Origin of the sequence: Consotaella salsifontis, assembly GCF_900167365.1 — a bacterium.
GTDB classification, from domain to species: domain Bacteria; phylum Pseudomonadota; class Alphaproteobacteria; order Rhizobiales; family Rhizobiaceae; genus Consotaella; species Consotaella salsifontis.
Genome location: NZ_FUXL01000007.1, coordinates 174,268 through 199,916, shown reverse-complemented (window position 1 = coordinate 199,916; position 25,649 = coordinate 174,268). Strand labels below are relative to the sequence as shown.

Annotated in this window: 25 protein-coding genes and 1 pseudogene; 14 read left to right on the top strand and 12 right to left on the bottom strand. The window is 65.0% G+C overall.

The window, feature by feature from the left end; all coding sequences use genetic code 11:
• Positions 1-19: 19 nt before the first annotated feature.
• The 7 genes from B5D38_RS12070 to B5D38_RS12040 all read left to right on the top strand — a co-directional run bounded on the left by B5D38_RS12070 (position 20) and on the right by B5D38_RS12040 (position 9,294).
• The gene (locus B5D38_RS12070; RefSeq protein WP_280949388.1) at positions 20-685 is read left to right on the top strand and encodes an RNA-binding protein; all 666 of its coding nucleotides are present in this window, start codon (positions 20-22) and stop codon (positions 683-685) included.
• Complete coding sequence (infB, locus tag B5D38_RS12065; RefSeq protein ID WP_078708671.1) at positions 682-3,864, top strand: translation initiation factor IF-2; 3,183 nt, start codon at positions 682-684, stop codon at positions 3,862-3,864. Before B5D38_RS12070 ends, infB begins: the two co-directional genes overlap by 4 nt.
• Before the next feature lie 256 nt (positions 3,865-4,120).
• Positions 4,121-4,546 (top strand): 30S ribosome-binding factor RbfA, encoded by a 426-nt coding sequence (rbfA, locus tag B5D38_RS12060; protein ID WP_425349331.1) that lies wholly within the window; start codon positions 4,121-4,123, stop codon positions 4,544-4,546.
• On the top strand, positions 4,546-5,544 hold the full coding sequence (gene truB / locus B5D38_RS12055) for a tRNA pseudouridine(55) synthase TruB (RefSeq protein ID WP_078708669.1): 999 nt from the start codon (positions 4,546-4,548) through the stop codon (positions 5,542-5,544). Before rbfA ends, truB begins: the two co-directional genes overlap by 1 nt.
• Before the next feature lie 153 nt (positions 5,545-5,697).
• Positions 5,698-5,967, top strand: a complete 270-nt coding sequence (rpsO, locus tag B5D38_RS12050) for a 30S ribosomal protein S15 (protein ID WP_078708668.1) — start codon at positions 5,698-5,700, stop codon at positions 5,965-5,967.
• Between the two features lie 367 nt (positions 5,968-6,334).
• On the top strand, positions 6,335-8,473 hold the full coding sequence (gene pnp / locus B5D38_RS12045) for a polyribonucleotide nucleotidyltransferase (protein ID WP_078708738.1): 2,139 nt from the start codon (positions 6,335-6,337) through the stop codon (positions 8,471-8,473).
• Positions 8,474-8,607: 134 nt separating this feature from the next.
• Positions 8,608-9,294, top strand: coding sequence for an alpha/beta fold hydrolase (locus tag B5D38_RS12040; protein ID WP_165690846.1), 687 nt, complete (start codon positions 8,608-8,610; stop codon positions 9,292-9,294).
• A 20-nt stretch (positions 9,295-9,314) separates the two neighbouring features.
• Here the strand turns inward: B5D38_RS12040 and B5D38_RS12035 are convergent, their stop codons facing one another.
• A complete protein-coding gene (locus tag B5D38_RS12035; RefSeq protein WP_078708737.1) occupies positions 9,315-10,289 on the bottom strand; it encodes a hydroxyacid dehydrogenase in 975 nt (324 codons plus the stop codon).
• A 425-nt stretch (positions 10,290-10,714) separates the two neighbouring features.
• Between B5D38_RS12035 and B5D38_RS22840 the strand changes: the two are divergent.
• Together B5D38_RS22840 and B5D38_RS12030 are read left to right on the top strand one after the other, a co-directional pair.
• Positions 10,715-11,368, top strand: a pseudogene (locus B5D38_RS22840) (GGDEF domain-containing protein); the annotation flags it as partial.
• Positions 11,369-11,383: 15 nt separating this feature from the next.
• Positions 11,384-12,310 carry an EAL domain-containing protein gene (locus B5D38_RS12030; protein WP_245319140.1) on the top strand — a complete coding sequence of 309 codons (927 nt, stop codon included), beginning with the start codon at positions 11,384-11,386 and terminating at the stop codon, positions 12,308-12,310.
• On the opposite strand, the gene fabI is transcribed toward B5D38_RS12030, so the two are convergent.
• From fabI to fabA, 3 genes are read right to left on the bottom strand one after another with little or no spacing between them, the layout of a single operon-like run.
• Entirely contained in the window at positions 12,279-13,121 is an 843-nt protein-coding gene (gene fabI, locus B5D38_RS12025; protein ID WP_078708665.1) for an enoyl-ACP reductase FabI, read from the bottom strand. The genes B5D38_RS12030 and fabI overlap by 32 nt on opposite strands.
• A 10-nt stretch (positions 13,122-13,131) precedes the next feature.
• Positions 13,132-14,349, bottom strand: coding sequence for a beta-ketoacyl-ACP synthase I (gene fabB, locus B5D38_RS12020; RefSeq protein ID WP_078708664.1), 1,218 nt, complete (start codon positions 14,347-14,349; stop codon positions 13,132-13,134).
• Positions 14,350-14,404: 55 nt separating this feature from the next.
• The gene (gene fabA, locus B5D38_RS12015; protein WP_078708663.1) at positions 14,405-14,935 is read right to left on the bottom strand and encodes a 3-hydroxyacyl-[acyl-carrier-protein] dehydratase FabA; all 531 of its coding nucleotides are present in this window, start codon (positions 14,933-14,935) and stop codon (positions 14,405-14,407) included.
• Positions 14,936-15,176: 241 nt separating this feature from the next.
• Between fabA and B5D38_RS22055 the strand changes: the two genes are divergently transcribed.
• Together B5D38_RS22055 and irrA are read left to right on the top strand one after the other, a co-directional pair.
• Positions 15,177-15,620, top strand: coding sequence for a hypothetical protein (locus B5D38_RS22055; RefSeq protein WP_131829911.1), 444 nt, complete (start codon positions 15,177-15,179; stop codon positions 15,618-15,620).
• Positions 15,621-15,818: 198 nt separating this feature from the next.
• Positions 15,819-16,253: an iron response transcriptional regulator IrrA gene (gene irrA, locus B5D38_RS12005; protein WP_078708661.1), complete on the top strand. Its 435-nt coding sequence runs from the start codon at positions 15,819-15,821 to the stop codon at positions 16,251-16,253.
• A gap of 95 nt (positions 16,254-16,348) precedes the next feature.
• On the opposite strand, the gene B5D38_RS12000 is transcribed toward irrA, so the two are convergent.
• Entirely contained in the window at positions 16,349-16,864 is a 516-nt protein-coding gene (locus B5D38_RS12000; RefSeq protein ID WP_078708660.1) for an SH3 domain-containing protein, read from the bottom strand.
• A 179-nt stretch (positions 16,865-17,043) separates the two neighbouring features.
• On the opposite strand from B5D38_RS12000, the gene B5D38_RS11995 reads away from it, so the two are divergent.
• Together B5D38_RS11995 and B5D38_RS11990 are read left to right on the top strand one after the other, a co-directional pair.
• Positions 17,044-18,075, top strand: a complete 1,032-nt coding sequence (locus tag B5D38_RS11995) for a 2-hydroxyacid dehydrogenase (protein WP_078708659.1) — start codon at positions 17,044-17,046, stop codon at positions 18,073-18,075.
• 122 nt (positions 18,076-18,197) lie between these two features.
• Positions 18,198-18,368, top strand: a complete 171-nt coding sequence (locus B5D38_RS11990) for a DUF1328 domain-containing protein (protein WP_078708658.1) — start codon at positions 18,198-18,200, stop codon at positions 18,366-18,368.
• Between the two features lie 68 nt (positions 18,369-18,436).
• On the opposite strand, the gene B5D38_RS11985 is transcribed toward B5D38_RS11990, so the two are convergent.
• The 5 genes from B5D38_RS11985 to B5D38_RS11965 all read right to left on the bottom strand — a co-directional run bounded on the left by B5D38_RS11985 (position 18,437) and on the right by B5D38_RS11965 (position 23,660).
• Positions 18,437-19,201, bottom strand: a complete 765-nt coding sequence (locus tag B5D38_RS11985) for a HesA/MoeB/ThiF family protein (protein ID WP_078708657.1) — start codon at positions 19,199-19,201, stop codon at positions 18,437-18,439.
• On the bottom strand, positions 19,198-20,355 hold the full coding sequence (gene recF, locus B5D38_RS11980; RefSeq protein ID WP_078708736.1) for a DNA replication/repair protein RecF: 1,158 nt from the start codon (positions 20,353-20,355) through the stop codon (positions 19,198-19,200). The genes B5D38_RS11985 and recF overlap by 4 nt, the downstream gene beginning before the upstream one ends.
• Before the next feature lie 20 nt (positions 20,356-20,375).
• Positions 20,376-21,497 (bottom strand): DNA polymerase III subunit beta, encoded by a 1,122-nt coding sequence (gene dnaN, locus B5D38_RS11975; RefSeq protein WP_078708656.1) that lies wholly within the window; start codon positions 21,495-21,497, stop codon positions 20,376-20,378.
• A gap of 160 nt (positions 21,498-21,657) precedes the next feature.
• Positions 21,658-23,151 (bottom strand): chromosomal replication initiator protein DnaA, encoded by a 1,494-nt coding sequence (gene dnaA / locus B5D38_RS11970; protein ID WP_078708735.1) that lies wholly within the window; start codon positions 23,149-23,151, stop codon positions 21,658-21,660.
• A 77-nt stretch (positions 23,152-23,228) separates the two neighbouring features.
• Entirely contained in the window at positions 23,229-23,660 is a 432-nt protein-coding gene (locus B5D38_RS11965; RefSeq protein ID WP_078708655.1) for a rhodanese-like domain-containing protein, read from the bottom strand.
• 118 nt (positions 23,661-23,778) lie between these two features.
• Here B5D38_RS11965 and B5D38_RS22050 point away from each other — a divergent pair, with 118 nt between their 5' ends.
• Positions 23,779-24,144: a hypothetical protein gene (locus B5D38_RS22050; protein WP_131829910.1), complete on the top strand. Its 366-nt coding sequence runs from the start codon at positions 23,779-23,781 to the stop codon at positions 24,142-24,144.
• A gap of 152 nt (positions 24,145-24,296) precedes the next feature.
• On the opposite strand, the gene rpsT is transcribed toward B5D38_RS22050, so the two are convergent.
• Together rpsT and B5D38_RS11955 are read right to left on the bottom strand one after the other, a co-directional pair.
• Positions 24,297-24,569: a 30S ribosomal protein S20 gene (rpsT, locus tag B5D38_RS11960; protein WP_078708654.1), complete on the bottom strand. Its 273-nt coding sequence runs from the start codon at positions 24,567-24,569 to the stop codon at positions 24,297-24,299.
• A 264-nt stretch (positions 24,570-24,833) separates the two neighbouring features.
• Entirely contained in the window at positions 24,834-25,607 is a 774-nt protein-coding gene (locus tag B5D38_RS11955; RefSeq protein WP_078708653.1) for an enoyl-CoA hydratase, read from the bottom strand.
• Positions 25,608-25,649 lie beyond the last annotated feature (42 nt).

Genomic DNA, 25,649 nt, shown 5'->3' with positions numbered 1-25,649 from the left:
AAAAGGAGAAGACACGGCGTTGGATCACGAAGGAGCCGAGGGCTTGAACGAGCGCATGTGCATCGTTTCGCGGGAACGCCATCCCGCCGAAGCGCTCATTCGCTTTGTGCTCGCGCCGGACGGCTCCGTGGTCGCGGATCTGAAGCGGCGCTTGCCGGGGCGCGGGGCTCATGTCGAGGCGCGGCGCGAGGCAGTGGATCAGGCGGTGAAGCGCCGTCTGTTCTCTCGCGCCCTCCACGCCGAGGCGCGCGCCAGCGAGACACTGGGCGATGAGGTGGATATGCTGTTGAAGAGCAGCGTCCTCGGCTCGCTCGGTCTGGCGCGCAAGGCGCGGCAACTGTTGACCGGCGCGGCCAAGGTCGAGGCGGCCGTGCGATCGGGGCGGGCCATCGGCCTTCTCCACGCCAATGACGGCGCCTCGGATGGAATTCGCAAGATGGATGCGGCGCGACGTGCCGCGTCTTTAACCTTCGGGGAAATTCCCGCTTTCCAAGTTCTGTCGAGCGAGGAAATGGGTTTGGCCTTGGGCGGTATTAATGTGATACATGCAGCGGTCCTGACCGGCGATGCGGGCAATGCGCTCGTCAAGCGGCTGAAGGCGCTGTCGAGCTATCGGGGCGAAGGCCCTCGCGACGAGTCTGGTGGGTGTGGGGTGCCTCCTGCACAGGAAGCGGAAGCGGAATGAGTGATACGAAATCCGGCGACGATAAGACGCTGAGCGTGAGCACGAAGAAGACCCTGACACTGAAGCGCGGCGGCGTCGAACAGTCGACCGTGCGGCAGAACTTCTCTCACGGCCGCACGAAAAATGTCGTCGTCGAGACGAAGAAGCGCCGGGTGAGTCGTCCGGAGCCGGAGGTCAAGGCAAAGGAGCCTGCGGCCCCTGCGCCGACGCCGGCACCCGCGCCACGACCGGCCGCGCCTCAGGCTCAGCCGCCCGCAGCCGCTGCGCCGACGCCCGCGCCCGTTGCACCGCTGGCCCCGACCGCGGAGACGCGTCCGGCTCCGGCTGCACCCGCACCCGTGGCCGAGCAGCCCGCTCCGGTGGCTGAAAAGCCGGCCGCGCCGACGCCTCCGCCCGCGGCCGAGGTAGCGCCCGAACCCGCGCCGGCTCCTGAGCCGAAGCAGTTCGCGCCCGCTGCTCCCGCAGCGCCGGAAGCGCCTGCCGCGAAGGTGGAGCAGCCCGCGCCGCAGGCCGAGGCCGCACCTCGGTCGGAACCGGTGTCGTCAGCTCCCGCGTCTTCTTCCGCATCTGCGCCCTCGTCTCGCGAAAATCGCCCGCAGCCGGCTCGTCCGGCGGGCGCGCCGACCCGCGCGCCAGAGGACCGCTCCGGAACGCAGCGTCGCGGCGCGCCGCAGAACCAGCCCGGCCGTGGCGCCCCGCAAGGGCAGTCCGGACAGGGCCGGGGAGACAACCGGCATGGCCAGCCCTCCGGCGGCCGTCCCGGTCAGCAGGGACGGCCTGGACGAGACGACCGCCGTGGTGGCTCCGGTCCGTCCGGACGCCAGCCGCGCGGCGCCGTTCTGTCTGACCTTTCGTCCCGCGAGATGGATGCTCGTCGCCGCGCCCTCGAGATCGCCAAGCAGCGCGAGGCGGAGGACCGCCGCATCTTCCAGGAGGAAGAGGCACGCCGCATCGCTGACGAAGAGCGCCGCATCAAGGAACGCGAGGAGAGCGAACGCCGTCAGGCCGAGGAGACCGCGCGTCTTGAGGCCGAGGCTGCCGCCCGTAAGCGCGCCGAGGACGAGGCGCAACGTCGCCAAAGTGCTCCCGCGGCGCCTGCCGCCGAAGAAGAGGGTGGCCGCAGCGCGACCCGCGCCGTTCGGGCGCCTGTGGCGCGTCCCGCTCGTGGTGCCGAGGGCGAAGAGGAGGAAGCCGGCGGCCGTTCGCGCGGTCTCAGCTCCGCACGCCGTACGCCGGCCAGGCCCGAAGTGGCCAAGCCGGTGCGCGCTCGAACCGGTGATGATGATCGCCGTCGCGGCAAGCTGACCCTCGACAAGGCCCTGACCTCGGAGGAGGGCGGTCGCAGCCGTTCACTCTCGTCGATCCGTCGGCGCCAGGAAAAGTTCAAGCGCTCGCAGCAAAGCCAGCCGAGAGAGAAGATTTCGCGCGAAGTGATTCTGCCAGAGACCATCAGCATTCAAGAACTGGCGAGCCGCATGTCGGAGCGCTCGGTGGACGTCATCAAGTTCCTCATGCAGCAGGGACAGATGATGAAGCCGGGCGACATCATCGACGCGGACCTCGCCGAGCTCATCGCCTCCGAATTCGGGCACACGGTCAAGCGTGTCGCGGCTTCGGACGTCGAGGAGGGTATCTTCAACGTTGCCGACAACCCGGAGAAGATGGAGCCGCGGCCGCCGGTCGTGACCATCATGGGCCACGTCGACCACGGCAAGACCTCGCTCCTGGACGCCATCCGCCACGCCAACGTGGTGTCTGGCGAGGCCGGTGGTATCACCCAGCACATCGGCGCCTATCAGGTCGAGCAGAACGGGCAGAAGATCACCTTCATCGACACGCCGGGCCACGCTGCCTTCACGGCAATGCGCGCCCGTGGTGCGCAGGCCACCGACATCGCCATTCTGGTGGTGGCGGCCGATGACGGCGTGATGCCGCAGACGATCGAGTCCATCAACCACGCCAAGGCGGCGGGTGTCCCGATCATCGTGGCGATCAACAAGATCGACAAACCGTCCGCCAATCCCCAGCGCGTTCGCACCGAGCTCCTCCAACACGAGGTGTTCGTCGAGTCGATGGGCGGCGATGTGCTCGACGTCGAGGTGTCCGCGCTCAAGCAGATCAATCTCGACAAGCTCCTGGAAACGGTGCTCCTCCAGGCCGAGGTTCTCGAGCTGAAGGCCGATCCGGGGCGCACCGCCGAAGGTGTCGTCATCGAGGCGCAGCTCGACCGCGGTCGTGGTCCGGTCGCGACGGCCCTGATCCAGGCGGGTACGCTGAAGCAGGGCGATATCGTGGTGGCCGGCGACGAATGGGGCCGCGTGCGCGCTCTCGTCACGGATCGCGGTGAGCAGCTCAAGGAAGCCGGGCCGTCCATGCCGGTCGAGATCCTTGGCCTTCAGGGCACGCCCCAGGCGGGCGATCGCATCGCGGTTGTGGAGAACGAAAGCCGGGCTCGCGAGATTTCCGAGTACCGCCAGCGCCTGGCGCGCGAGAAGGCGGTGGCCAAGTCCGCCGGCCAGCGCGGCTCGCTCGAGCAGATGATGAGCCAGCTTCAGGACACCGGACTGAAGCAGTTCCCGTTGGTCATCAAGGGCGACGTGCAGGGTTCGGTCGAAGCCATCCAGGGCGCCCTCGACAAGCTCGGCACCGACGAAGTGCGCGCGGTCGTGGTGCACTCCGGTGCCGGCGCGATCACCGAGTCGGACGTCTCGCTGGCGTCCGCCTCGAACGCCGCGATCATCGGCTTCAACGTTCGCGCCAACAAGCAAGCGCGCGACGCGGCCGAGAAGGAAGGGATCGAGATCCGCTACTACAACATCATCTACAATCTCGTGGATGACGTGAAAGCGGCGATGTCGGGCCTGCTCTCGCCGGAACGGCGCGAGACCTTCCTCGGCAATGCCGAGATCCTGGAGGTGTTCAACATCACCAAGATCGGCAAGGTGGCGGGTTGCCGTGTCACGGATGGCAAGGTGGAACGTGGTGCGGGCGTGCGCCTGATCCGCGACCACGTGGTGATCCACGAGGGCACGCTGAAGACGCTGAAGCGCTTCAAGGACGAGGTGTCCGAGGTGCCGATGGGGCAGGAATGCGGCATGGCCTTCGCCAATTACGAAGACATCCGCGCCGGCGACATCATCGAGTGCTTCCGCGTCGAGCACATCGCCAGAACGCTCTAGGGCGTGAGTTTCGAGGGGCTCCGGCCTCTCGAACCTGATGGGCTGACGAAACGCGGTAGATCGGGATCAGGAAGGGGGGGCGCGGCGGCAGTGCCGCGCGCTCCGGCCCTGTAACAGAGGCTGGTCGGGTTCGCTCGGCAGCTTGTACGGCTGAAAGGAAGGCGGGGAGCTGGAGCTGTCCCGCCAATCCACATGCCGCTCGGTCAGTGTTGCTCGGTGCCCATGAGCATCGGCCGGACCATGATTCCAAGGGAAATTGGCAATGCAGAGAAAAGAGGGCCGCGCGAAAGGTCCTTCCCAACGCCAGCTCTCTGTCGGTGAGATGGTGCGCCATGCGCTTGCGGGCATCCTGCAGCGCCAGGAGATCGACGATCCAACGCTTCATGACGCGCTGGTGACGGTCTCAGAGGTGCGTATGTCGCCCGATCTGAAGATCGCGACCGCCTATGTCACCGTGCTGGGGAAAAGCGACACCGAGCCTTACGTCAAGGCGCTGAACCATGCGGCGCGGTATCTGCGCGGGCGTCTCGCGCCGTCCCTGCGCCAGATGAAGACCATGCCGGAGCTGCGGTTCCGCACCGACGAATCCTTCGAAAATTCCGCGAAGATCGATGCGCTTCTGCGCTCGCCCGAGGTGGCGCGCGATCTCGATCATGACGACGACGATGGGGAGAATGCCTGATGGCGCGGCGCGGCAAGAAGCCCAAAGGGCGTCCGATCTCGGGCTGGCTGGTGCTGGACAAGCCCAAGGGCATGGGGTCCACCGACGCGGTCGGCAAGATCAAATGGCTCTATTTCGCCCAGAAGGCGGGCCACGCCGGCACTCTCGATCCTCTGGCCTCGGGCATGCTGCCCATCGCGCTGGGTGATGCCACAAAGACCGTTCCTTACGTGATGGACGGGCGCAAGGTCTATCGTTTCACCGTGCGCTGGGGCGCCGAGACGACGACGGACGACACGGAAGGCCCGTTCACCGTCATGTCGGAGGCGCGGCCGAGCGAGGCGGCGATCCGCGAGGCTCTCCTCGATTACGTCGGCGAGATCGCCCAGGTTCCCCCGCGCTTTTCCGCCGTCAAGATCGATGGCGCGCGGGCCTATGACCTTGCGCGCGAGGGCGAGGAGTTGGAGCTGGAGGCTCGCACCGTCACCGTCCATCGCCTGGAGCTGGTGGAGATGGTGGACGAGGCGACCACTGTTCTCGAGGCAGAGTGCGGCAAGGGCACCTATGTGCGCGCCATTGCCCGCGACCTCGGGCGCGATCTCGGCTGCTACGGACACATCATCGAGCTGCGTCGCACGTCCGTCGGGGGCTTTTCCGAGGAAGAGATGGTGACGCTGGACGAGGTGGAAGCCGCCGCCGACCAGGGGCGCGAGCAATTGGACGCGGAGGCGGCGGAGGCGGGCGCAAAGGCGCGCGTCGTCAATTTCGGGGCCCTGGACGGGCTGCTGTTCGATGCGGCCGCCGCCCTCGACGATCTCTACGAGGTGACGCTGAGCTCCGATCAGGCGGGTCGGGTGCGTCTCGGAAACTCCGTGCTGCTGCGCGGGGCGAACGTTCCTGCCTTCTGCGAGGAGGTCATGGCCACCGAGGCGGGGCGCCTGGTGGCGCTCGGAGCCATCGAACAGGGCTCCTTCAAGCCGAAGCGCGTCTTCGGTGGCACAGCCGCCGCGCGCGGCTAGAGCCAAGACGGCGGGCGCGGCTGGTATTTCCCGCCGCTTTCGCCTATATGCCCGCGAAGCGTCGCGGATTTCGCGGCGCCTGAATGGCCCTGGCTGGACGACATCCCGGCCTCGGGCGACGATAAACCCCGTATATGAAAGAAAGGGAATACGATGTCGATCACGCCCGAGCGCAAGGCCGAACTTCTCAAGGAATATGCAACGAAGGAAGGCGACACGGGTTCGCCCGAGGTTCAGGTTGCGATCCTTTCGGAGCGCATTTCCAACCTCACCGAGCACTTCAAGACCCACAAGAAGGACAACCACTCCCGTCGTGGCCTCCTGAAGCTCGTTTCCCAGCGCCGCCGCCTCCTCGACTATCTGAAGGACAAGGAAGAGCAGCGCTACAGCGACCTCATCGGTCGTCTCGGACTGCGCCGCTAAAACTCGATGCCGGGAAGTCGATGGCTTCCCGCTCGAGCAGAGAGCGCAAAACAACGCCTTTGGCGGACCTGGTCGCTTTAGAGCGAAGCCAAATCCGCCAAAGGCCAGCAATCCGGCGAAGGAAGCTCCTTCGCCGGATTTTCGAAGCCCCGACAAGGGCATGGCTCTCCGGCTGCACGATGCGCCGCGCCGAGCCGTCCCGAACGGTCATGGGGCAGGATTGCCGGAGGCTTCCCCCGGCGGGATCAGGGCGTCAAGGCGCCGATTCTCAAGGAAGCCTCCTGTTGTCTTGCCCATGGCGCGGTTCGGCCAAACCCGAAATCGCCTCGCCGCGCGCTGCGCCGGCGGGCCAACCAAAGGCAAATCCATGTTCAATAGCCACAAGGTGGAAATCGACTGGGCCGGCCGTCTTCTGACGCTGGAGACCGGTAAGATCGCGCGTCAGGCCGACGGCGCGGTGCTGGCCAGCTACGGCGAGACGACGGTGCTCGCGACCGTCGTTTCCGACAAGTCGCCCAAGCCCGGCGTCGACTTCTTCCCGCTGACGGTCAACTACCAGGAAAAGGCGTTCGCGGCGGGCAAGATCCCCGGCGGATACTTCAAGCGCGAGGGACGTCCTTCCGAATCCGAGACGCTCATCTCGCGCCTCATCGACCGCCCGATCCGCCCGCTTTTCGCCGAGGGCTACCGCAACGACACCCAGGTGATCGTCACGGTCCTCCAGCATGATCTCGAGAACAACCCCGACGTCCTGGCGATGGTCGCCGTCTCGGCCGCGCTGACCCTTTCGGGCGTTCCCTTCATGGGCCCGATCGGCGGCGCGCGCGTTGGCTACATCGACGGCCAGTACAAGCTCAATCCCCATATCGACGAGATGGCCGAGTCGAAGCTCGATCTCGTCGTCGCCGGCACCGAAGACGCCGTGCTGATGGTGGAGTCCGAGGCGCAGGAACTGCCCGAGGACGTGATGCTCGGCGCCGTGATGTTCGGCCACAAGGGCTTCCAGCCGGTGATCGATGCGATCATCAAGCTGGCCGAGCACGCCGCCAAGGAGCCGCGCGAACATTCGGTCGACGATCATTCGGCGCTCGAGAACGAGATGCTCGGCCTCGTCGAGTCGGACCTGCGCGAAGCCTACAAGATCACCGACAAGCAGCAGCGCTATGCCGCCGTTGACGCGGCCAAGGCCAAGGTCACTGCCGCGTTCCTGCCCGAGGATGGCGAGGCGCGCTTCGACAAGGAAGCGGTTGCCACCGTCTTCAAGCATCTCCAGGCCAAGATCGTTCGCTGGAACATCCTCGATACGGGCAGCCGCATCGACGGCCGCGACCTGAAGACCGTCCGCCCGATCAACGCCGAGGTCGGCCTTCTGCCGCGCACCCATGGCTCGGCGCTGTTCACCCGCGGCGAAACCCAGGCGATGGTCGTCGCGACGCTGGGCACCGGCGAGGACGAGCAGTTCATCGATTCGCTGACCGGCACTTACAAGGAGACCTTCCTCCTTCACTACAACTTCCCGCCCTATTCGGTTGGTGAGACGGGCCGCATGGGCTCGCCCGGCCGCCGCGAGATCGGGCATGGCAAGCTTGCCTGGCGCGCCATTCATCCGATGCTGCCGGCCAAGGAGCAGTTCCCCTACACGATGCGCGCGGTCTCCGAGATCACGGAGTCCAACGGCTCGTCGTCCATGGCGACGGTCTGCGGCACCTCGCTGGCCCTGATGGATGCGGGTGTTCCGCTCCAGCGGCCGGTGGCGGGCATCGCCATGGGCCTGATCAAGGAGGGCGAGCGCTTCGCTGTTCTCTCCGACATCCTGGGCGACGAGGATCACCTCGGCGACATGGACTTCAAGGTGGCCGGGACCTCCGAGGGCGTCACCTCGCTGCAGATGGACATCAAGATCCAGGGCATCACCGAGGAGATCATGAAGGTCGCCCTCGATCAGGCCAAGGGCGGACGTCTGCACATTCTCGGCGAGATGGCCAATGCGCTTTCCGAGAGCCGCGCCGAACTCGGCGAGTTTGCTCCGCGCATCGAGGTCATGACCGTTCCTGTCGACAAGATCCGTGAAGTCATCGGCTCGGGCGGCAAGGTCATCCGCGAGATCGTGGAAAAGACTGGCGCCAAGATCAATATCGAGGACGACGGCACGGTGAAGATCGCTTCCTCCTCGGCAAAGGAGATCGAGGCGGCGAAGAAGTGGATTCACTCCATCGTGGCCGAGCCGGAAGTTGGCGAGATCTACGAGGGTACAGTGGTGAAGACCGTCGATTTCGGCGCCTTCGTCAATTTCTTCGGCTCGCGGGATGGCCTCGTCCACATCTCGCAGCTCGCCTCCGAGCGCGTCGCCAAGACCACCGACGTGATCAAGGAAGGCGACAAGGTGTGGGTCAAGCTCATGGGCTTTGACGAGCGCGGCAAGGTGCGCCTGTCCATGAAGGTCGTCGATCAGAAGACCGGCGAGGAGATCAAGCGGGAAGACAAGAAGGACGACACGCAGGACTAACAGTCCGCTTCGTCTTCTGTTTCGATATGGAAAGGCCGGGGGGCGGGTAGCCCTCCGACCTTTTTCTTGCCGATTCCGTTGGCGTGGCGGGCTTGCCGTTCGCGCTGATCGGGACAAATTATACGCCCATGCGAATGATCATGATTCCCGCTCTCGCCTGTGACGACAGGCTCTACACCGAGCTCGTAGAGCTCTTGCGCGGCGATTTCGAATGTTCGGTGGTCAATCCCGCCGCGCCGACCATGGCGGCCTGTGCCGAGGCCGTGCTCGGCGGTGCGCCGGAAGAGCCGTTCGCCGTTCTTGGCACCTCCTTCGGCGGCCATGTGGCACGAGAGGTCGCCTTGACCGCCCCCGAAAGGGTCGCTGCACTTGTCGTCATGGGGGCAGGGGCCGCGACCGGCGCCGGCGCGGCCGACGTCTTCGCCGAGCGCCGCAGGGCGGTCGAGGAGGGCGAGCTTCCCGATTATCTCGAGACGATGGCGAGGACCATCGTCTTTGAGTCCGACGGCCGGGGTGAGGCTGCCGCGAATGCCTTCCGGCTGATGGCGCGCGATGTCGCGCCGTCCCGCTTTCTTGCCCAGGCGGAAGCCTTGGCCAGGCGGGACGATCATTCGACGACGATTTCGCGCATCGCCTGCCCGACCCTGCTGCTGTGGGGCGAGAAGGACAGCTTCTCCGATCCCAAGGCGGCGAAGGCCATGGCCGGAGTGATGCCGAACGCCGAACTCTCGATTATCGCCGAATGTGGCCATCTTCCCTGTCTGGAGCGTCCTATGCGCGTCGCCTCGGAAATTCGCCGCGTGCTTCGCCCGCAGGTTTGAGTCCTCCGCCGGCCTCCGCGTCAGAGGCCGAGCGCCTCGCCATTGACGAGGAAAGCCGGATCAAGCCTGCCCTCCAGGTAGTCGACCGCGTTCTGGACCGACGTTACGGCCATGCGCGCACCGGCTTCCTGCGTCAGGCCCGCACTATGCGGTGACAGGATCGTACGGTCCGAGACGAGCAGGGGCGAGTCCGGACGTGGCGGCTCTTCCGCGAAGACGTCGATCGCGGCCGCTGCGACGTGGCCCGAGGCCAGCGCTTCGGCCAAAGCCACTTCGCAAACGACGCCGCCGCGAGACGTGGTTGCGAGAATCACTCCCGGCTTCATCTGAGCGAATTCGGCGGAGCCGATCAGCGGGCGATCCTTTCGCGGCACATGGATCGAGACGAAGTCGGCCCACGCGAGGGCCTCCTTGAGGTCTGTGACCGGCTGGACCAAGCCCTCCGGCCATCCGCGCTTAAGGGTCGAGGGATCGTAGGCGCGAACTTCCATCTCGAAAGCGGCCGCCATGCGGGCAAGGGTGCGGCCGATGCGTCCAAAGCCCAGGATGAGGAGCCGTTTTCCCGAAATCTCGCGAGACTCCATCCGGTTGCGCCAACCCCAGGCACCGGGACCTTCCCGGACGATACGATCGGCCTTGAGCGCTTGCTTCGCGCCGGCAAGGAGCTGAAGCATGGCGTGCTCGGCAACGGAAGTCGCATTCGCCATGCCAGGAATCGTCAAGGCGATGCCGCGAGCATTGAGGGCCGGGATATCCACCAGATCGACGCCGACGCCGTGGGAGGAGACCACCTTGAGGCGAGGAGCCTTGGCGATGGTTGCGGCTGTCAGCGGCTGCACGCGCATGATCAGCGCATCGGCGTTGTGTACCAGCGGTGCGTAGGCACTCTCGGCGATCTCCTCGACATAGTCGTGGGTGTAACCTCGCCGACCGAGCTCTTCGAGCAGGTGAAGACCAGCGGGATGAAGCTTCCCCGCAACGAGAAGGTGGGGCATCGGGAGTTCCTGGCGGTCGAGGAGCGTGGGGCCGACCATCGCCGGAGCAGCTGCGGCCGGCGCATGAACCATACCCCGCCATTGGCGGAGCGCAACAGATGCAACCGATGCGATTCGGATCATGGCGCTGAAGAGGAGCCCGTGGAACCGCCTTCGCCCTGTCGCAAGCGTCCTTCGCTGGTCGCTTGAGCGCGATCCCTGAGCGCTGCGTCGCTTGGCCGCTGAGGGATAGTCGCAACCCTGGAAAGATAAGCCGACAAAACTATTTAGCGCCAAAGCAAATACGCGCGGAGGACGATGTGCGTTTCTGAGATGCACGTCAAGGGTGAGACAATTCGATTTTATGTCTAGGCTTGTAGAAAAAATAAAGAAGTAAGGCTGCATTTGCGAAAGAGGGCGGCATCATATCAAGGCAGTCAGTTTCAATGACCGGTTATCGAGCGAACTTCCGGTTCGTTCCATTTGTTGTCTTCTTATGTGGCGCGGCGGTGTGGCTGGCGGCCGTTCGTTTCGACCTCGCGTACAGGATCAGTGAGTACATAATTCTTCACCGGCTTCCAGCTTTTGACAATGCTGTTCTGAGCGTTGCCTTCGCCGGACTGGCGACGCTTGGCTTGGTCGCAGCGTTGCAGCGGCGGCTCGGCGCGGAAGTCAGAAAGCGCAAGGAACTTGAGGCTGCAGCAATGTGGATCGTCGATCACGACGAGTTGACCGATCTGCCCAACCGCAACGCTTTGCTCCGGCACCTGACTGAACTGCCGGCAAGCGGCCGCTTCGCAGTTTTTGTCGTCAAGCTCGACGATGTCGGCAGGATTGGCGGGGTCTTCGAAGATCCGGCGAGCCAAACGGCGCTGAGAGCATTTGCCACCCGCCTGAGGCAGGTGGCTGGCAGCGGCTTTGTCGCGCGAACCGCGAATCGGACCTTTGTGATCGTCGTCGGTCGAACCAGTGCCGATAGCCATCGCGCCGTGGAGGCGGGAATACTGGAATGCCTCGATCGGCGGGTGGTCGCAGCCAGCGGCGAGTCGATCCGTCTCACCGGGTCCGTGGGGTACGCTCTCTGGCCAGAGCATGGCGCAGGGCCGGAGGTCGCCATGCTGGCGGATCTTGCCCTTCGGGATGTGAAGAAGCAGCGCAAGGCCCGCAGCCAAATCTATGAAGCGTCCATGCTGGGGCGCACACATCGCGCGGCTCACATCGAGGCCCGCCTCCTGGACGCCATTGAGGCCGATCGCATCGAGCCCTATTACCAGCCGATTTTCGAGATCGACACGCGCCGCATCGTCGGACTGGAGGTCCTTGCCCGCTGGCGGCAGTCTGGGGGCGACTTCGTCCCGCCCGACGTCTTCATTCCCATCGCGGAGGAGAGGCAGCTGATCGATGCTCTTTCCGAGCGACTCCTGAAACGCGCCTGCGTCGACGCGCGACAATGGCCGGAGGACATCTTCCTGTCGTTCAACATCAGTCCGGTGCATATGGAGACGGAAGGGTGGGAGCGCCGGCTCATGGATATCCTCGGCCAAACCGGATTCGCGCCGTCACGCTTGCAGGTCGAGATCACCGAGACATCGCTGGCGAGCGACCTTCCCGCCGCGGCCCGAGCTCTGGCCTTTCTTCAGAAGGAGGGCGTCGCCGTCGCTCTCGACGATTTCGGCACGGGCTATTCGAACCTCGCCCAGCTTTCGAACTTTTCCTTCGCCCGCATCAAGATCGATCGCAGCTTCGTCGCGCCTCTGTTGGAGGACGAGCGTCAGCAGAAGATCGTGCGCCTGATGGTCGCCCTGGCGCGTGTCCTGGACGTCTGGGCGACGGCCGAGGGGATCGAAACCGAGGAGCAGCTTGTTTTGCTGGGCAAGCTGGGTTGCCGGTATGGCCAGGGTTATCTCGTCTCACGCGCGGTGCCGAGCGATGAGGTTGTTGCGCTCCTCGCGGCCGCGCCCTTGGGCGCGGCGACCATAGGCGGCCAGAACCTGCCGGAGCAGGGGGACGCTACTTCGTGTCCTCGCCCTCGTCTCCAATGATGCCTTGCCGATGCTCCTGCGCCTTCAGCTCGTCGAGCGCGGGCATCGACATGATGTTGTAGCCCGAGTCGACGAAGTGGATCTCGCCGGTGACGCCGTTGGCGAGCTCCGACAGCAGATAGAGAACGGAGCTGCCGACCTCCTGGATCGTCACGTTGCGCCGTAGGGGCGCGTTGCGGCGCTGATAGTTGAACATCAGGCGCGCATCGGAGACGCCGGCCCCGGCCAGCGTTCTCACCGGACCCGCCGACACCGCATTGACGCGAATGTTGCGCGGCCCGAAATCCGCCGCGAGATAGCGCACGGAGGCTTCGAGGGCTGCTTTCGCGACGCCCATGACGTTGTAGTTCGGCATGACGTGCGTCGAGCCGCTATAGGTCAGCGTTACGATCGAACCGCCGTTTTCCATGATGTCGACGGCGCGCCGACACACCTCGGTGAAGGAGAAGCACGAGATCACCATGGTCCGCGTGAAGTTGTCGCGGGTGGTATCGGCATAAAGGCCCTTGAGCTCGCTCTTGTCGGAGAAGGCGATGGCATGGACCAGAAAGTCGATGGTGCCCCAGTTCTCCTTGAGAGCGGCGAACACGCCATCCACCGACGCGATGTCCTCGACGTCGCATGGCAGAACGAGCTTGGCCCCCAGTTCCTCGGCGAGCGGTTTGACGCGCCGTCCGAACTGGTCGCCCTGATAGGTAAGAGCGATCTCGGCCCCTTGGTCTGCAAGCGCCTTGGCGGCGCCCCAGGCGATGGAATTGCGGTTGGCGACCCCCATCACGAGGCCGCGCTTTCCCCTCATCAGGTCCGCCATGCCGGCCTCCTCAGTCGTTGACGCGCTGGAACACGAGCGAAGCATTGGTGCCGCCGAACCCGAAGGAGTTGGACAGCACGCGGTCGAGATGCGCATCGTCGACCCGCTTGCGCAAAATCGGGATGTCCGCGAACTCCGGATCGATCTCGTCGATATGGGCGCTTTCGGCCATGAAGCCATGCTTCATCATGAGAAGCGAATAGATGGCCTCGTGCGCGCCGGTCGCCCCTTGCGAATGGCCGGTCAGGGACTTGGTGGCGGAGATCGGCGGAATTTCGGAGCCGAAAACCTCGCGGATCGCCTGGATCTCCATGCGGTCGCCAACCACTGTCGATGTCGCATGCGGGTTGATGTAGTCGATCGGACCGTCGAGATCGCGAAGCGCCATCCGCATGCAACGAACTGCGCCCTCACCGGACGGCGCCACCATGTCGGCGCCATCCGAGGTTGCGCCATAGCCGACGAGCTCGGCGACGATGTTGGCGCCGCGCGCCCGCGCATGCTCGTACTCCTCGAGAACGAGGACGCCCGCGCCGCCGGCGATGACGAAGCCGTCGCGGCTCTTGTCGTAGGCCCGCGAGGCGCGGGCCGGCGTCTCGTTGAAGTCGGCCGACAGCGCGCCCATGGCGTCGAACAGAACCGACAGCGTCCAGTGTGTGTCCTCACAGCCGCCGGCGAAGATGATGTCCTGCTTGCCCATCTGGATCGTCTCGTAGGCATTGCCGATGCAATGGCTCGAGGTCGAGCAGGCGGAGGAGATGGAGTAGTTGACGCCCTTGATCTTGAACCAGGTGGCGAGCGTCGCCGACGCCGTCGAGGACATCGCCTTCGGCACGACCGTCGGGCCGACCCGCTTGGGGCCTTTCTCGCGCGTCGTGTCGGCAGCCTGAACGATCGACTGGGTCGATGCACCGCCCGAGCCCATGATGATGCCGGTGCGCTCGTTGGAGACGAGCTCCGGCGTCAGCCCAGCTTCGCGAATCGCCTCGTCCATCGCCACGTGGTTCCAGGCGGTTCCGCCGCCATGAAAGCGCATGGCGCGGCGGTCGAGGACCGTCGACGGGTCGAGGGTCGGCTTGCCGTGGACATGGCTGCGGAAGCCGAGTTCCGCATATTCGGGGGCGAACGAAATTCCGGAGCGCGCTTGCCGCAGCGACTCCGTCACTTCTTCCAGATTGTTGCCGATCGAGGAAACGATCCCCATTCCGGTCACGACGACACGCTTCATCGTCCGTCCCTCCAAACTGCCGGCTCTTGAACAGTCGGCAATAGAAATCTCTTGATCACGCGGGTTGGGCCGCCACGTCTTCGTCGCGGAACAGGCCAACGCGGAGATCGCTCGCGCGATAGATTACCTCTCCGTCGGCCTTCATCCAGCCCTGGGCGATGCCGAGCTTCAGTTTCGAGCGCATCACGCGCTTGAACTCGACGCCGTATTCCACGAGCTTGACCTTCGGCGTCACCTGGCCAGTGAACTTCACCTCGCCAACCCCGAGCGCGCGGCCGCGACCGGGCTCGCCCAGCCAGCCAAGGTAAAAGCCGGTGAGCTGCCAAAGGGCGTCGAGGCCCAGGCAGCCGGGCATCACGGGATCGCCCTCAAAGTGGCAACCAAAGAACCAAAGGTCCGGGTCGATATCGAACTCCGCCCGAATCACTCCCTTGCCGAACTCGCCGCCGGTCTCGCTGACCTCGGTGATCCGGTTGAACATGAGCATCGGCGGAAGCGGCAACTGCGCGTTGCCCGGCCCGAACAGCGCGCCGCGCGCGCAGGCCAGCAGGTCGTCATATTCAAATCGCGTCTTGCGTGTCGCCATGATTCTCTTCAGCTTCCTCCGGGGCCGCTCATTGCTCGTGTCGCGAGCCCATAGCACGTCGAGGCTGCGGGGCGAAACCCGTCACGACTTCGCTTGCATGGTTGATGCCATCCGTCGCATGCCTCTCGCCATCGGTCCCGGTCGACAGCACGCAAAGGGTTTATCATCGCCCCTGGTCGCGCGCTTCGACTGCCGCATCGAGGCAGATGTGGCTTTGGTCGCGGCAAGACAAGGTGAGACGATGCCAATCTGGAAAATCCTTTTCATCTCCATCATGCTCGCGGCGTCATACGGGGCGGCTTCGGCCGATTGGAGGTTCCGCTCCGACGCTGGACCCGGCGCCACCTATTTCGAGGGCGGCCGCATGGTCGGGCTCCGCATCGAGTGCGCGGGCGGCGAGCCGAGCCTGGTCTTCTTCGGCGAGGGATGGGATCTCCAGCCGGACATGACCTACAGCGTCGTCGCGCTGGTCGATGACACCGCCTTCGTCCTTCCATCGAAGGTGCGAAGGCGCGGCGGCGAAAGGGACCTCGTCCATCGCGCGGACTGGAAGGAAACGGCGCCGCTGATCCAGGCGCTTATGGCGGGCAAGAACGTGGAGATCTCGACACCGCTCGGCCGCTACACGCTGCCGCTCAAAGGCTCCTCGGCGGCACTGAAGGCCCTTCGCGCCGCCTGCCGTTGAACGCAATTCGGCGAGCGAACGGCTCCTCAGGAGACTGCGGGAATCGACGAGCAGTGGTATAGTGTCGCGGCATCGAGCGAGACGGACGGTCCCGCCTCGCGAGCGTGATTTGTCCTTCGGGAAGTAACCCGTTATATAAGGGCAATGCTGCAGGATGTCGCACCCTGCGTCGTCGGAAGGCAATGAGCGGACAGACCCATGGATACAAGAACGGGACGAGCGAATTTCTGCGTATTCGAACGCCTTCGTTCAAGCGGCTTGCGGCCGACCCGGCAGCGTGTCGCGCTCTGCAACCTGCTTTTCGGAGCCGGCGATCGCCACCTTTCGGCGGAAGAGCTGCATGAGGAGGCGCATCGGGCCGGGGAGTCCGTCTCGCTGGCGACGGTCTACAACACGCTTCATCAGTTCACGCAGGCCGGATTGGTTCGCCCCATCTCGGCCGAGGGGCAGCGCACCTATTTCGACACCAACACTTCGGACCATCAGCACTTTTTCGTGGAAGGCGACAACCAGATCATCGACATCCCCGATGGCGCCATCCGCATCAATGAGCTGCCGTCAGCTCCCGATGGCATGGAAATCGTCAATGTCGATGTGGTGGTGAGGCTGCGGCGCAAGTCCGCCTCGGCTTAGGATCGTTTTTTCGCGGCCACGGCTGCTTTTTCGCCGTGAGCTCTCTGGCACGCGATGGCCTCAGCTTTGCGCTGAGGCCACAACAGTCACAGCAGTCAGAACTGCTCGTCGGGATAGACGCCCCAAATCTCGTGCTGACGGACATAGCCGGTCCGCCCGGAAACTTCGATCTCGCACCAGCCGAGCCCGCATGTGTCGACCTTGGCGACCACGCCCGGCTGCATCTGCGCGGTGAGGGGGCTTTCCTCGCTCGCCGAGGTATGGACGTCCACCAGCGCGTCCTTGCCCTTCAGCCAAGGCGCGGCCAGCGCCGTGCGCTCGCCAGAGAGCAGCGAATGGTAGACCCAGCCTTCCGTGCCGTCGCTGTCGCGAACCCGACGCCAGAGGTCGTATTCCTGCACCACTTCCATCGGCAGGCCGCGCTTCATGTAAAGCCACGACACTGAATAGTCGCGGCCCGGTCCGACGCGAAGGTTGACCCTTTCGGATTTCAGCGAAACGTAACGCGGCAGGGGCAGACCGCTCGCCGTTCCGGCCGCCGGCACACTAGCCGGCATGGCGAGCAGGAGAGCGGCGATGGCGAGGCATTGGGCGAGGCGATTGCGAACCATGAATTGCGACTCCACTCGAACGAAACCCGCCGGCGGACCGGCGGATGACGATGCTCATCAAGGACGGGGCGCCGGGTCAGCGGCGGCAAGCCGCGCGGCGAAGTCTTTCCTGGTTATTGGACCGTCTGCTAGGAAAGGCTGCCGGCGGGTATGAAGCCGATTATCGTTCGCCGTGGTTAATGTTGTCTTGTGAGGGGAGCCGCCGCGCCGTGACGGAAAAGAAAAAGCCGCTGGTGGTCATCACCCGCAAGCTTCCCGAGCCGATCGAGGCGCGCATGGTCGAGCTCTTCGACGCGCAACTCAATTCGGCCGACCGGCCGATGACGCAGCCCGAGCTCGTGGCCGCCGTCCGCCGCGCCGATGTGCTGGTCCCCACCGTCACCGATCGGGTCGACCGGGCGGTGATCGAGCAGGCCGGCCCCCAGCTCAAGCTCATCGCCAACTACGGCAACGGCGTCGACAACATCGACGTCGAGACCGCCTTCGCGCGCCAGATCTTCGTCACCAATACGCCCGACGTCCTCAACGAGGACACGGCCGACATGACGATGGCGCTGATCCTGGCGGTGCCGCGGCGTCTGGTGGAGGGCGCAAGGCACCTTTCGGAGGACGAGTGCTGGCTTGGCTGGTCTCCCACTTGGATGCTCGGCCGTCGCATCTGGGGTAAAAAGCTCGGCATCATCGGCATGGGTCGCATCGGCACGGCGGTGGCGCGCCGGGCGCGGGCCTTCGGGCTCTCCATTCACTATCACAACCGCCGCAGGGTGAGCGCCAAGACCGAGGCGGAGCTTGGGGCGACCTATTGGGAGAGCCTGGAGCAGATGCTGGCGCGCATGGACATCATCTCGGTCAACTGCCCCTCGACCCCCGCCAACTATCATCTGCTTTCGGCGCGCCGCCTGTCGCGCATCCAGCCCCACGCCTACATCGTCAACACCGCGCGCGGTGACATCATCGATGAACCTGCCCTGCTCGACCTCATCGGTGCCGGAAAGATCGCCGGCGCCGGCCTCGACGTGTTCGAGAACGAGCCGAATCCCAGCCGCAAGCTGCTGAAGCTCGCGGCGCAGGGCAAGATCGTCGCGCTACCGCACATGGGCTCGTCCACGCTCGAGGCGCGCATCGATATGGGCGAGAAGGTCATCCTCAACATCCGCACCATGATCGACGGGCACCGCCCGCCTGACCGGATTCTTCCCACGGACATCTGACACGTGCCGAACGGCGCAATGTGTCTGTGGCGAATTCATGAAAGTCGAGATGAACCAAACGCGAATTGGCGCGTTGTCCTGCCGAACGATCCTGAAGTTTCTCGTCGGAAAGGACACTTCAAATGCTCGGTTGGGCTCTGACATTCCTCGTAATCGCGCTGATTGCCGCCGCTCTTGGCTTTGGTGGTATTGCTGGCACGGCTGTCGGCATCGCCAAGATCATCTTCTTCGTGGCGATTGTTCTGTTCGTCCTGTCTCTCATCTTCGGCGGCTTCCGTCGTCGCTCCATATAGACTGAACGCAGACTTTAGCTTTGTTGAGGAAGGCCGCCGGTCCCGGCGGCCTTTCTTTGTGCGCTCGCTCAGGACTTCCTTCGCTTGTAGCGCACCTCGTCGAATCGCATGGTCAGGCAGTCCACGAGGAGCAGCCGGCCAATGAGGAGATCGCCCAGCCCACAGACCAGCTTGATCGCCTCGGCCGCCGCCAGCGTTCCCAGAATGCCCGGGACGATGCCGAGAATGCCGGCCTCTGCGCAGCTTGGCACCAGCCCCTCCGGCGGGGGCGCCGGGAAGAGGTCGCGATAGCCGGGGTTGAGGTGCCCGTCCTTGCCTTCCTGGAACGGAACGAGAGTGGTGATGGAACCGGAGAAGCGGTTGACGGCCGCCGTCACCAGCGGGCGCTTCTCTCTTTCGCAGAGGTCTGCCATTCCAAAGCGGGTGGCGAAATTGTCGGACCCGTCGATGACGAGATCATAGCTTGAGACGAGGGAGCCGCCATTCTCCTCGTCGATGCGGCAGTTGTGCTGCTCGACGGTCACGTGAGGGTTGAGGGTGGCGATCGCGGCGGCGGCGCTTTCGATCTTCGGGCGGCCGATATCCTCGACGCCGTGGAGCACCTGACGCTGAAGGTTGGACAACGAGACGGCATCGTTGTCGGTGACGCCGATGGTGCCGATGCCGGCTGCCGCCAGATAGAGCAGGACAGGCGAGCCGATGCCGCCGGCGCCGATCACCAGGACGCGGGCGCGCTTCATGGCCTGTTGGCCCGCGCCGCCCACCTCGGGCAGGACGATGTGACGGGCATAGCGCTTCAGTTCTTCCGGAGAAAGCGGGTTGGACGTGGTCATGCGAGGGTGCCGCTCCGTATGGTCAGGTGCTGGGCGCGCGAGCCCAGAGCCTCGAAAAGGTTGGGGTCGGTGCCGGTCAGGAAGGACTGGACGCCCAGTCCGTCGATGAGATCGAAGAGGGCCGCGCGCCGCCCGGCGTCGAGATGCGCCGCAATCTCGTCGAGGAGGAGCACCGGCGTTGCGCCACCCATTGAGGAAACGAGACTGGCGTGGGCGAGGATGAGGCCGATGAGCAGCGCCTTCTGCTCGCCCGTCGAGGACAGGGCGGCCGGCATTGCCTTGGCGCGGTGGAAGACCGCGAGGTCCGCCCGGTGTGGCCCTTCCAGCGATCGGCCCGCCGCCGCATCGGCGAAGCGCGAACGCGCGAGCGACAGGCGCAGCGCGTCCTCCATATCCGCGGCCGGTCGGTCAAGCGCGTCCTCGCCGAGACCGCTCGAAAGGACGAGATCGGCCTTGGGGAAGGGGGTGTCGTCGGCTGCGTCGACGATCGCGCGAAGGAGGCCGGTCAGCTCGCGCCGGGCGAGGGCCATGGCGATGCCGAGCTCCGCCATCTGGGCTTCGATGCCCTCCAGCCAGCGCTCGTCGCGGCAGCCGTCGGCAAGAAGGCGGTTGCGGCTGCGCATCGCGCGCTCATAGTCGGCCGCGCGTCGCCCGTGGGCCGGATCGATGGTCAGCACCAGCCGGTCGAGAAAACGCCGCCGGTCGCCCGCCGGCCCCGTGAACAGGCCATCCATGGCCGGCGTCAGCCAGAGGATGCGCAGATGGTCGAGCAATTCGTCGGCGGTGCGCGCCGGCGTCTCGTCGATCTTCACCTGTCGGGCGAAGCTGCCGGTCTCGGCATCGGCCCGTACCGTCGTGGCCAACGCTACCGGACCGGCGGCGCCCTCCACGCCGGCGCGCACGGCGAAGCCGCTCGCCCCGCCTCGTGCCATTTCCGGATAGGCGGCGCGGCGCAGGCCGCGCCCGGGCGAAAGCAGGGAGACAGCCTCGAGCAGATTGGTCTTGCCCGCGCCGTTCTCGCCGCAAAGCACGACGAAGCGGCCGGTCAGGTCCAGGCGAAGGCCGGCATAATTGCGGAAGTCGACGAGCCTCAGCTCGGTGAGGCGGACCGGGACGGCGGCGCCGGCATTGTCCTGCGCGGCCGTCTCGTCCACGACCACGCCGGAGGGAACGATCAGACGCGCATCGGCATCAGCACGTAGAGCGTGCTGTCGTCGGAGCCGTCCCTGATCAGTGTGGGCGAGCCGGGATCGGCGAGCATGAAGACCGACTCCTCGCCGGAAAGCTGACCGGTGATGTCGAGGAGATAGCGGGCATTGAAGCCGATCTCGAGGTCATCGGACTCGTAGCCGACGGGGATTTCCTCAGTCGCCGTGCCGGCGTCGGGGCTGTTGACGGTGAGAACCATCTGGCCGTTTCCGAGGCTAAGCTTGACCGCCCTGCCGCGCTCGGAGGAGATGGTGGACACGCGATCGACCGCCGAGGAGAAGACGGCGCGATCCAGCGTCAGCTGCTTGTCGTTTCCGGCCGGGATCACCCGCTGATAGTCGGGGAAGGTGCCGTCGATGAGCTTGGAGGTTAGAACCACCGAGCCGATCGCGAAACGGATCTTGGCGTCCGACAGCTCGACCTTGACCTCGGCCTCGGCATCGTCTCCGAGAAGCTTCTGGAGTTCGCCCACCGTCTTTCGCGGCACGATGATGCCCGGCATTCCCTCGGAGCCCACCGGCGCCGTCACCTCGGCGCGGGCAAGCCGGTGGCCGTCCGTCGCCACGGCCCGCAGCTTCAGGGCCCCGTCCGTCTCGATGGTGTGGAGGAAGATGCCGTTGAGATAGTAGCGCGTCTCCTCGGTGGAGATGGCGAACTGCGTGCGCTCCACGAGGCGGGCGAAATCGGCCGCCTGAATCGTGAAGGAATGGCTGAAGGTTCCCGCGGTGATATCCGGGAAATCTGCTTCCGGCAGGCATTGCAGGCGGAAATTCGAGCGTCCGGCCGTGATGGTAAGCTGGTTGCCTTCCGGCGTCGTTGCCAGCCTGACCTCGGCGCCCTCGGCGAGCTTGCGGACGATGTCATAGAGAAGATGCGCGGGAACGGTGGTCGCGCCGTCCTGTTCGGCCTCAGCCGCAACGCTCTCGGTGATCTCCAGGTCGAGGTCTGTCGCCTTGAGCCCGAGCGCGCCCTCTTCCGTCTTCAGGAGCACGTTCGACAGGATCGGGATCGTGTTGCGCCGTTCGACCACCCGATGCACGCGGCTGAGCGATTTCAGAAGGTTCGAACGCTCGATGATGATACGCATGTGAAAACCGTAGAGCTCGGGGCCGCGTGGCGCGGCTTTTCCTGCGACGTGTCGGACCGTTTTAAAGTCTTGAGACAGGCTTGAAAAGCGCCTTCGGCCACGACGGGGCGCCGTCGTGGCCGAATATGCCGATGAAGGCGCTTGGAAAGGGCCGAAGCCCCTATTCCTCGATCATCCGGCGGATGAGGTCCAGTTCCTCGGCGAGCTTGGCATCCTTCTCCCGCTCCGCCTCGATCTTTCTCACGGCATGAAGCACGGTGGTGTGATCGCGCCCGCCGAAGCGGCGCCCGATCTCGGGCAGCGAGCGCGGAGTCATGGTCTTTGCCAGATACATGGCAATCTGGCGCGGACGAACCACGGTGCGGGTGCGCCGGCTCGACATGATGTCGGTGCGCGTGACGTTGTAGTGGCGCGAAACGAACCGCAGAATATCCTCGATGCGAACGCGCTTGTCGCCGTTGGAACGGGTGAGCGAGTTGAGCAGATCGTCGAGATGCTCCTCGCTCAGTGGCTGGCCGACCGAGTGGCGGAACGCGATCTGGTTGAAGGCGCCCTCGAGGTCGCGTCCGCTGCCGGTGACGCGGCGGGCGATGTGATCGATCACCTTCTCCGACATCTGGAAGCCGGCGTCCTCCGCCTGCATCGCCTTCATGCGCGTGACGAGGATGGCCTTGCGCATCTCGAAGTCAGGGGCTGCGATCTCGATGGCGACGCCGCCGGCAAGACGCGAGCGTACCCGGGCATCCAGCGATTCCAGCTCGTAGGCCGGCCGGTCGGCGGCCACCACCACCTGCCGCGCGCTGTCGATCAGCGCGTTGAGGAGGTGGCAGAACTCCTGCTGGATCGACTTGCCCTGCAGGAACTGCATGTCGTCGATGACGAGGATGTCAATGCCGCGCAAGGCTTCCTTGAAGTCGAGCGCCTGGTTGTCGCGGATGGCGGCGGCGAACCGCCACATGAAGTACTCCGCCGTCAGATAGACGACGCGTGGCTGGTCGGCCCGCTGGATCGCCGCGTTGGCGATGGCCTGGAGGAGATGGGTCTTTCCCTGCCCGACGGAGGCATGAATGAAAAGCGGATTGAAGCGCACGGAGGCTGGGCCGTTCTCGGCGACGGCCCGCGCGGCGGCGAAGGCGACGCGGTTGGACGCGCCCTCAACGAAGGATTCGAACACATAGCGCTGGTCGAGGGGCGAGCCGAACTCGCCGCCGCGGAAAGGGACGCCGTTCGTCGGCGCTGTGGGGGCGCGCGAAACTTCGGCCGGAGCGACCGCCGCCGGCTGGACGCTCGACGTCGCGCGCTCGCCCGTCGCATCCCCGGCGCCATTGGCGGGTTGGGGCGGAAGGATGCGCGCGCCGGAGCGCACCGCGCTGCGCACGACGATGTCGACGGCGAGCGTACCTGGCACTTCCTCCGCAAAAGCCGCCGTGAGGACGTCGCGATAGTGGCCTTGAATCCATGTCTTGAGAAAGGCGGTCGGCACGGAGACGCGGACCGAGCCCTTGGCGATCTCCTCCAGCTTCATGCGCTGGAACCAGCTCGAGAAGATCTCCTGACCAAGCTGCGCCTTGAGCCGCGCCTTCACGCGCTGCAGGCACTCCGCCGCGCCACCTTCGCCACCATCCGCCATCGCATCGTCGCTCCCCGCCGCCATTTTCCGACCCGCCGAAAGCGACGGAATGCCCTCCACGGAGCCCTCGGGACGACCGGAAAGACGCAGAACGGGCACGCTCATTGCTGCACCCACGGCAGGCCAGCGGCCTTCCATCCCGAGGCGCCGCGATGCCGCGCGCCATCAAGCGGGCCCTCGAAGCCCTCGAGAATATTGAAGCAATGGGAATAGCCGCGCGCCGTCATTGCCGTCGCTCCGGCGACGCTGCGGGCGCCGGAGCGGCAGAGAAAATAAAGCGGGGTCTCCGTGTCCGCGCCAAGGGCGGCGACGGCATCGGAGAGCTTGTCGGCGAATGCCGCGTCGACCGCCATCGAGGGATAGCTCTGCCACTCGGCGAGGATCGGCTGACGGCCAAGACTGGAAAGATCCGGAATGCCGACGAAGGCCCACTCTGCCGCAGTGCGAACATCGACAAGAACGGCGCTCGGATCATTGGCGAGTGCGTCCCAGCACTCTTTGGGCGTGACGTCGCCCTTATATTTTTCTGTCATTTTCAGTCTCCGAACGCGTTTCTTCCGCGAGGGCAACCCCGCAGCAAAGGTACTATCTCCGAATGTTAAGTAAAATTCCGAGATGTGCTAAGAGGGCTGCATCGCAGCGAGGAAGTCAATGCCGCTGGTTGCTTCCAGAGCGGGAAGCCTAAAAGATGTGGCTCTGGAAATGTTCGGCAAGCTCCGCACTTGGTCTTCCTTCTCTTCAGCGAAGGGGAAAGTACGCAAGGACGCTGCGGCGGGCAAGAGACGAATCCGGGAAATCGCCTTGCAGCTTCGCGCAGTGTGGCGCGGATGCGATAGGCGCGCTTTTGTCGCGCCGGCCAATACCCTGATTCTCAAGGCAAGCTGTGAGTGGCGCGTGGAGAAAGCGGTGGGTACGGCCCAAAATATAAAAAATTCGCGCCTTCGCCTCTTGACTCTGCGAGTCTCGCCGAATGCCGGCTTAGCGTTTTTATGGCTTTGCGCGACCTCGGATAAATAACTGAAATTAAAAATAAAAATATGCGAAGTTGCAATTGGGAGGGAAGTGGACGCCGCAGCTCCATGACGGCGCCGACTCGCTGTCATGCGCCGTGAATCAAAAGAGGCCCGACCAAGGGTCGAGCCTCCAATTCTGTCCTAAGAAGACGCTGATCAGCCGGCGGTGACGAGGGCGTTCACGCGGGCAGCCAGGCGGGATACCTTCCGCGAGGCGGTGTTCTTGTGGAACACGCCCTTGGAGGCGGCGCGCATCAGCTCCGGCTCCGCCGCATGGAAGGCGCCGACCGCGGCGTCCTTGTCGCCGGAGGCCAGGGCCTCCTCGACGCGGCGCAGATAAGTGCGCACGCGGGAGCGGCGGTTCTTGTTCATCTCGGTGCGTCGCGCGATCTTTCGCGTGGCCTTTTTGGCCGACGACGTATTGGCCATGGGTCGTCTCTCTCGTTAGGGCTCTTGTTCCGCGGGCGTGGGCAGGCAAGCTGAGCCACACACGAAAACAACGGCCCCAGGAGGAGCCGCCAAATGTCGCGCTCCTTATAGGCATCGCGAGCGGAGCCGTCAACGCGGCTGTGCGGCTGTTCGCGCTTTTTCAACCGAGGATGATGGGGCCGGGTGGCCAGAACCGCAAAATCCTGGTTTGAGGTGGGGCCAGAGCGCCGTCTCCGAGCGTCAGCGCAGCCTTATTTGCCTCGCTCAGCGATTTTTGAACTGCGCCTCGCGCTTTTCGACGAAAGCCTGCATGCCCTCGGCCCGGTCATCCAGGGCGAAGGCGGCCTGGAACAGCCGACGCTCGGCCACCAGCCCCTCGCTCAGCGGGGTTTCGTAAGCTCGCGCCACCGCCTCCTTGGCCATCATCACGGCGGGTAGGGAGAAGTCGGAAATCCGGTCGGCGGTGCGAAGCGCCTCCTCCAGAAGGTTGGCGGCGGGAACGACCCGTGCAACCAGGCCGCAGCGCTCCGCCTCCTCGGCTCCCATCATGCGGCCGGTGAGGCACAGGTCCATCGTCTTGGCCTTGCCGATGGAGCGCGCCAGACGCTGTGTGCCGCCCATGCCAGGCAGAATGCCGAGGGTGATCTGGGGCAGGCCGAACTTGGCGCTATCGGCAGCAAACAGGATGTCGCAGGCAAGGGCGAGTTCGCATCCCGCGCCGAGCGCGAAGCCGGCGACGGCGGCGATGATCGGCTTGCGGATGTCGGCGATTCGTTCCCCCTCGTTGGGGAAGTCGCCATAGAAGATGTCGGGAAAGTCGAGGGACTGCATCTCCTTGACGTCAAAACCGGAGGCGAAGACTTTGTCCGACCCGGTGACGACGATGGCGCCGATCTTCTGATCCTTGTCGAAGGCGACGAGCGCCTGCATCAGCTCCTTGAGCAGGGTCGTGCTCATCGCGTTCATGGCCGCCGGCCGATGCAGCGTGACGAGGCCGACGCGCCCCCTGACCTCAACCCGGATCGTCTCGTAAGCCATGATTCACTCTCTTTTGATGCCAGTCTTTCGTTGAGCTTATGT

Excerpts from the sequence above, each read along its gene's own strand:
- B5D38_RS11965 (WP_078708655.1), bottom strand. The coding sequence starts at position 23,660 with ATGACAGAAAAATATAAGGGCGACGTCACGCCCAAAGAGTGCTGGGAC.
- truB (WP_078708669.1), top strand. The coding sequence starts at position 4,546 with ATGGCGCGGCGCGGCAAGAAGCCCAAAGGGCGTCCGATCTCGGGCTGG.
- B5D38_RS11985 (WP_078708657.1), bottom strand. The coding sequence starts at position 19,201 with ATGACCACGTCCAACCCGCTTTCTCCGGAAGAACTGAAGCGCTATGCC.
- dnaA (WP_078708735.1), bottom strand. The coding sequence starts at position 23,151 with ATGGCGGCGGGGAGCGACGATGCGATGGCGGATGGTGGCGAAGGTGGC.
- infB (WP_078708671.1), top strand. The coding sequence starts at position 682 with ATGAGTGATACGAAATCCGGCGACGATAAGACGCTGAGCGTGAGCACG.
- B5D38_RS11955 (WP_078708653.1), bottom strand. The coding sequence starts at position 25,607 with ATGGCTTACGAGACGATCCGGGTTGAGGTCAGGGGGCGCGTCGGCCTC.
- B5D38_RS11995 (WP_078708659.1), top strand. The coding sequence starts at position 17,044 with ATGTTGTCTTGTGAGGGGAGCCGCCGCGCCGTGACGGAAAAGAAAAAG.
- dnaN (WP_078708656.1), bottom strand. The coding sequence starts at position 21,497 with ATGCGTATCATCATCGAGCGTTCGAACCTTCTGAAATCGCTCAGCCGC.
- B5D38_RS12030 (WP_245319140.1), top strand. The coding sequence starts at position 11,384 with ATGCTGGCGGATCTTGCCCTTCGGGATGTGAAGAAGCAGCGCAAGGCC.
- fabI (WP_078708665.1), bottom strand. The coding sequence starts at position 13,121 with ATGGCGGACCTGATGAGGGGAAAGCGCGGCCTCGTGATGGGGGTCGCC.
- fabB (WP_078708664.1), bottom strand. The coding sequence starts at position 14,349 with ATGAAGCGTGTCGTCGTGACCGGAATGGGGATCGTTTCCTCGATCGGC.
- B5D38_RS22050 (WP_131829910.1), top strand. The coding sequence starts at position 23,779 with ATGCCGCTGGTTGCTTCCAGAGCGGGAAGCCTAAAAGATGTGGCTCTG.
- B5D38_RS12035 (WP_078708737.1), bottom strand. The coding sequence starts at position 10,289 with ATGCCCCACCTTCTCGTTGCGGGGAAGCTTCATCCCGCTGGTCTTCAC.
- pnp (WP_078708738.1), top strand. The coding sequence starts at position 6,335 with ATGTTCAATAGCCACAAGGTGGAAATCGACTGGGCCGGCCGTCTTCTG.
- irrA (WP_078708661.1), top strand. The coding sequence starts at position 15,819 with ATGGATACAAGAACGGGACGAGCGAATTTCTGCGTATTCGAACGCCTT.
- B5D38_RS11990 (WP_078708658.1), top strand. The coding sequence starts at position 18,198 with ATGCTCGGTTGGGCTCTGACATTCCTCGTAATCGCGCTGATTGCCGCC.
- B5D38_RS22055 (WP_131829911.1), top strand. The coding sequence starts at position 15,177 with ATGCCAATCTGGAAAATCCTTTTCATCTCCATCATGCTCGCGGCGTCA.
- rpsT (WP_078708654.1), bottom strand. The coding sequence starts at position 24,569 with ATGGCCAATACGTCGTCGGCCAAAAAGGCCACGCGAAAGATCGCGCGA.
- B5D38_RS12000 (WP_078708660.1), bottom strand. The coding sequence starts at position 16,864 with ATGGTTCGCAATCGCCTCGCCCAATGCCTCGCCATCGCCGCTCTCCTG.
- rpsO (WP_078708668.1), top strand. The coding sequence starts at position 5,698 with ATGTCGATCACGCCCGAGCGCAAGGCCGAACTTCTCAAGGAATATGCA.
- fabA (WP_078708663.1), bottom strand. The coding sequence starts at position 14,935 with ATGGCGACACGCAAGACGCGATTTGAATATGACGACCTGCTGGCCTGC.
- B5D38_RS12040 (WP_165690846.1), top strand. The coding sequence starts at position 8,608 with ATGATCATGATTCCCGCTCTCGCCTGTGACGACAGGCTCTACACCGAG.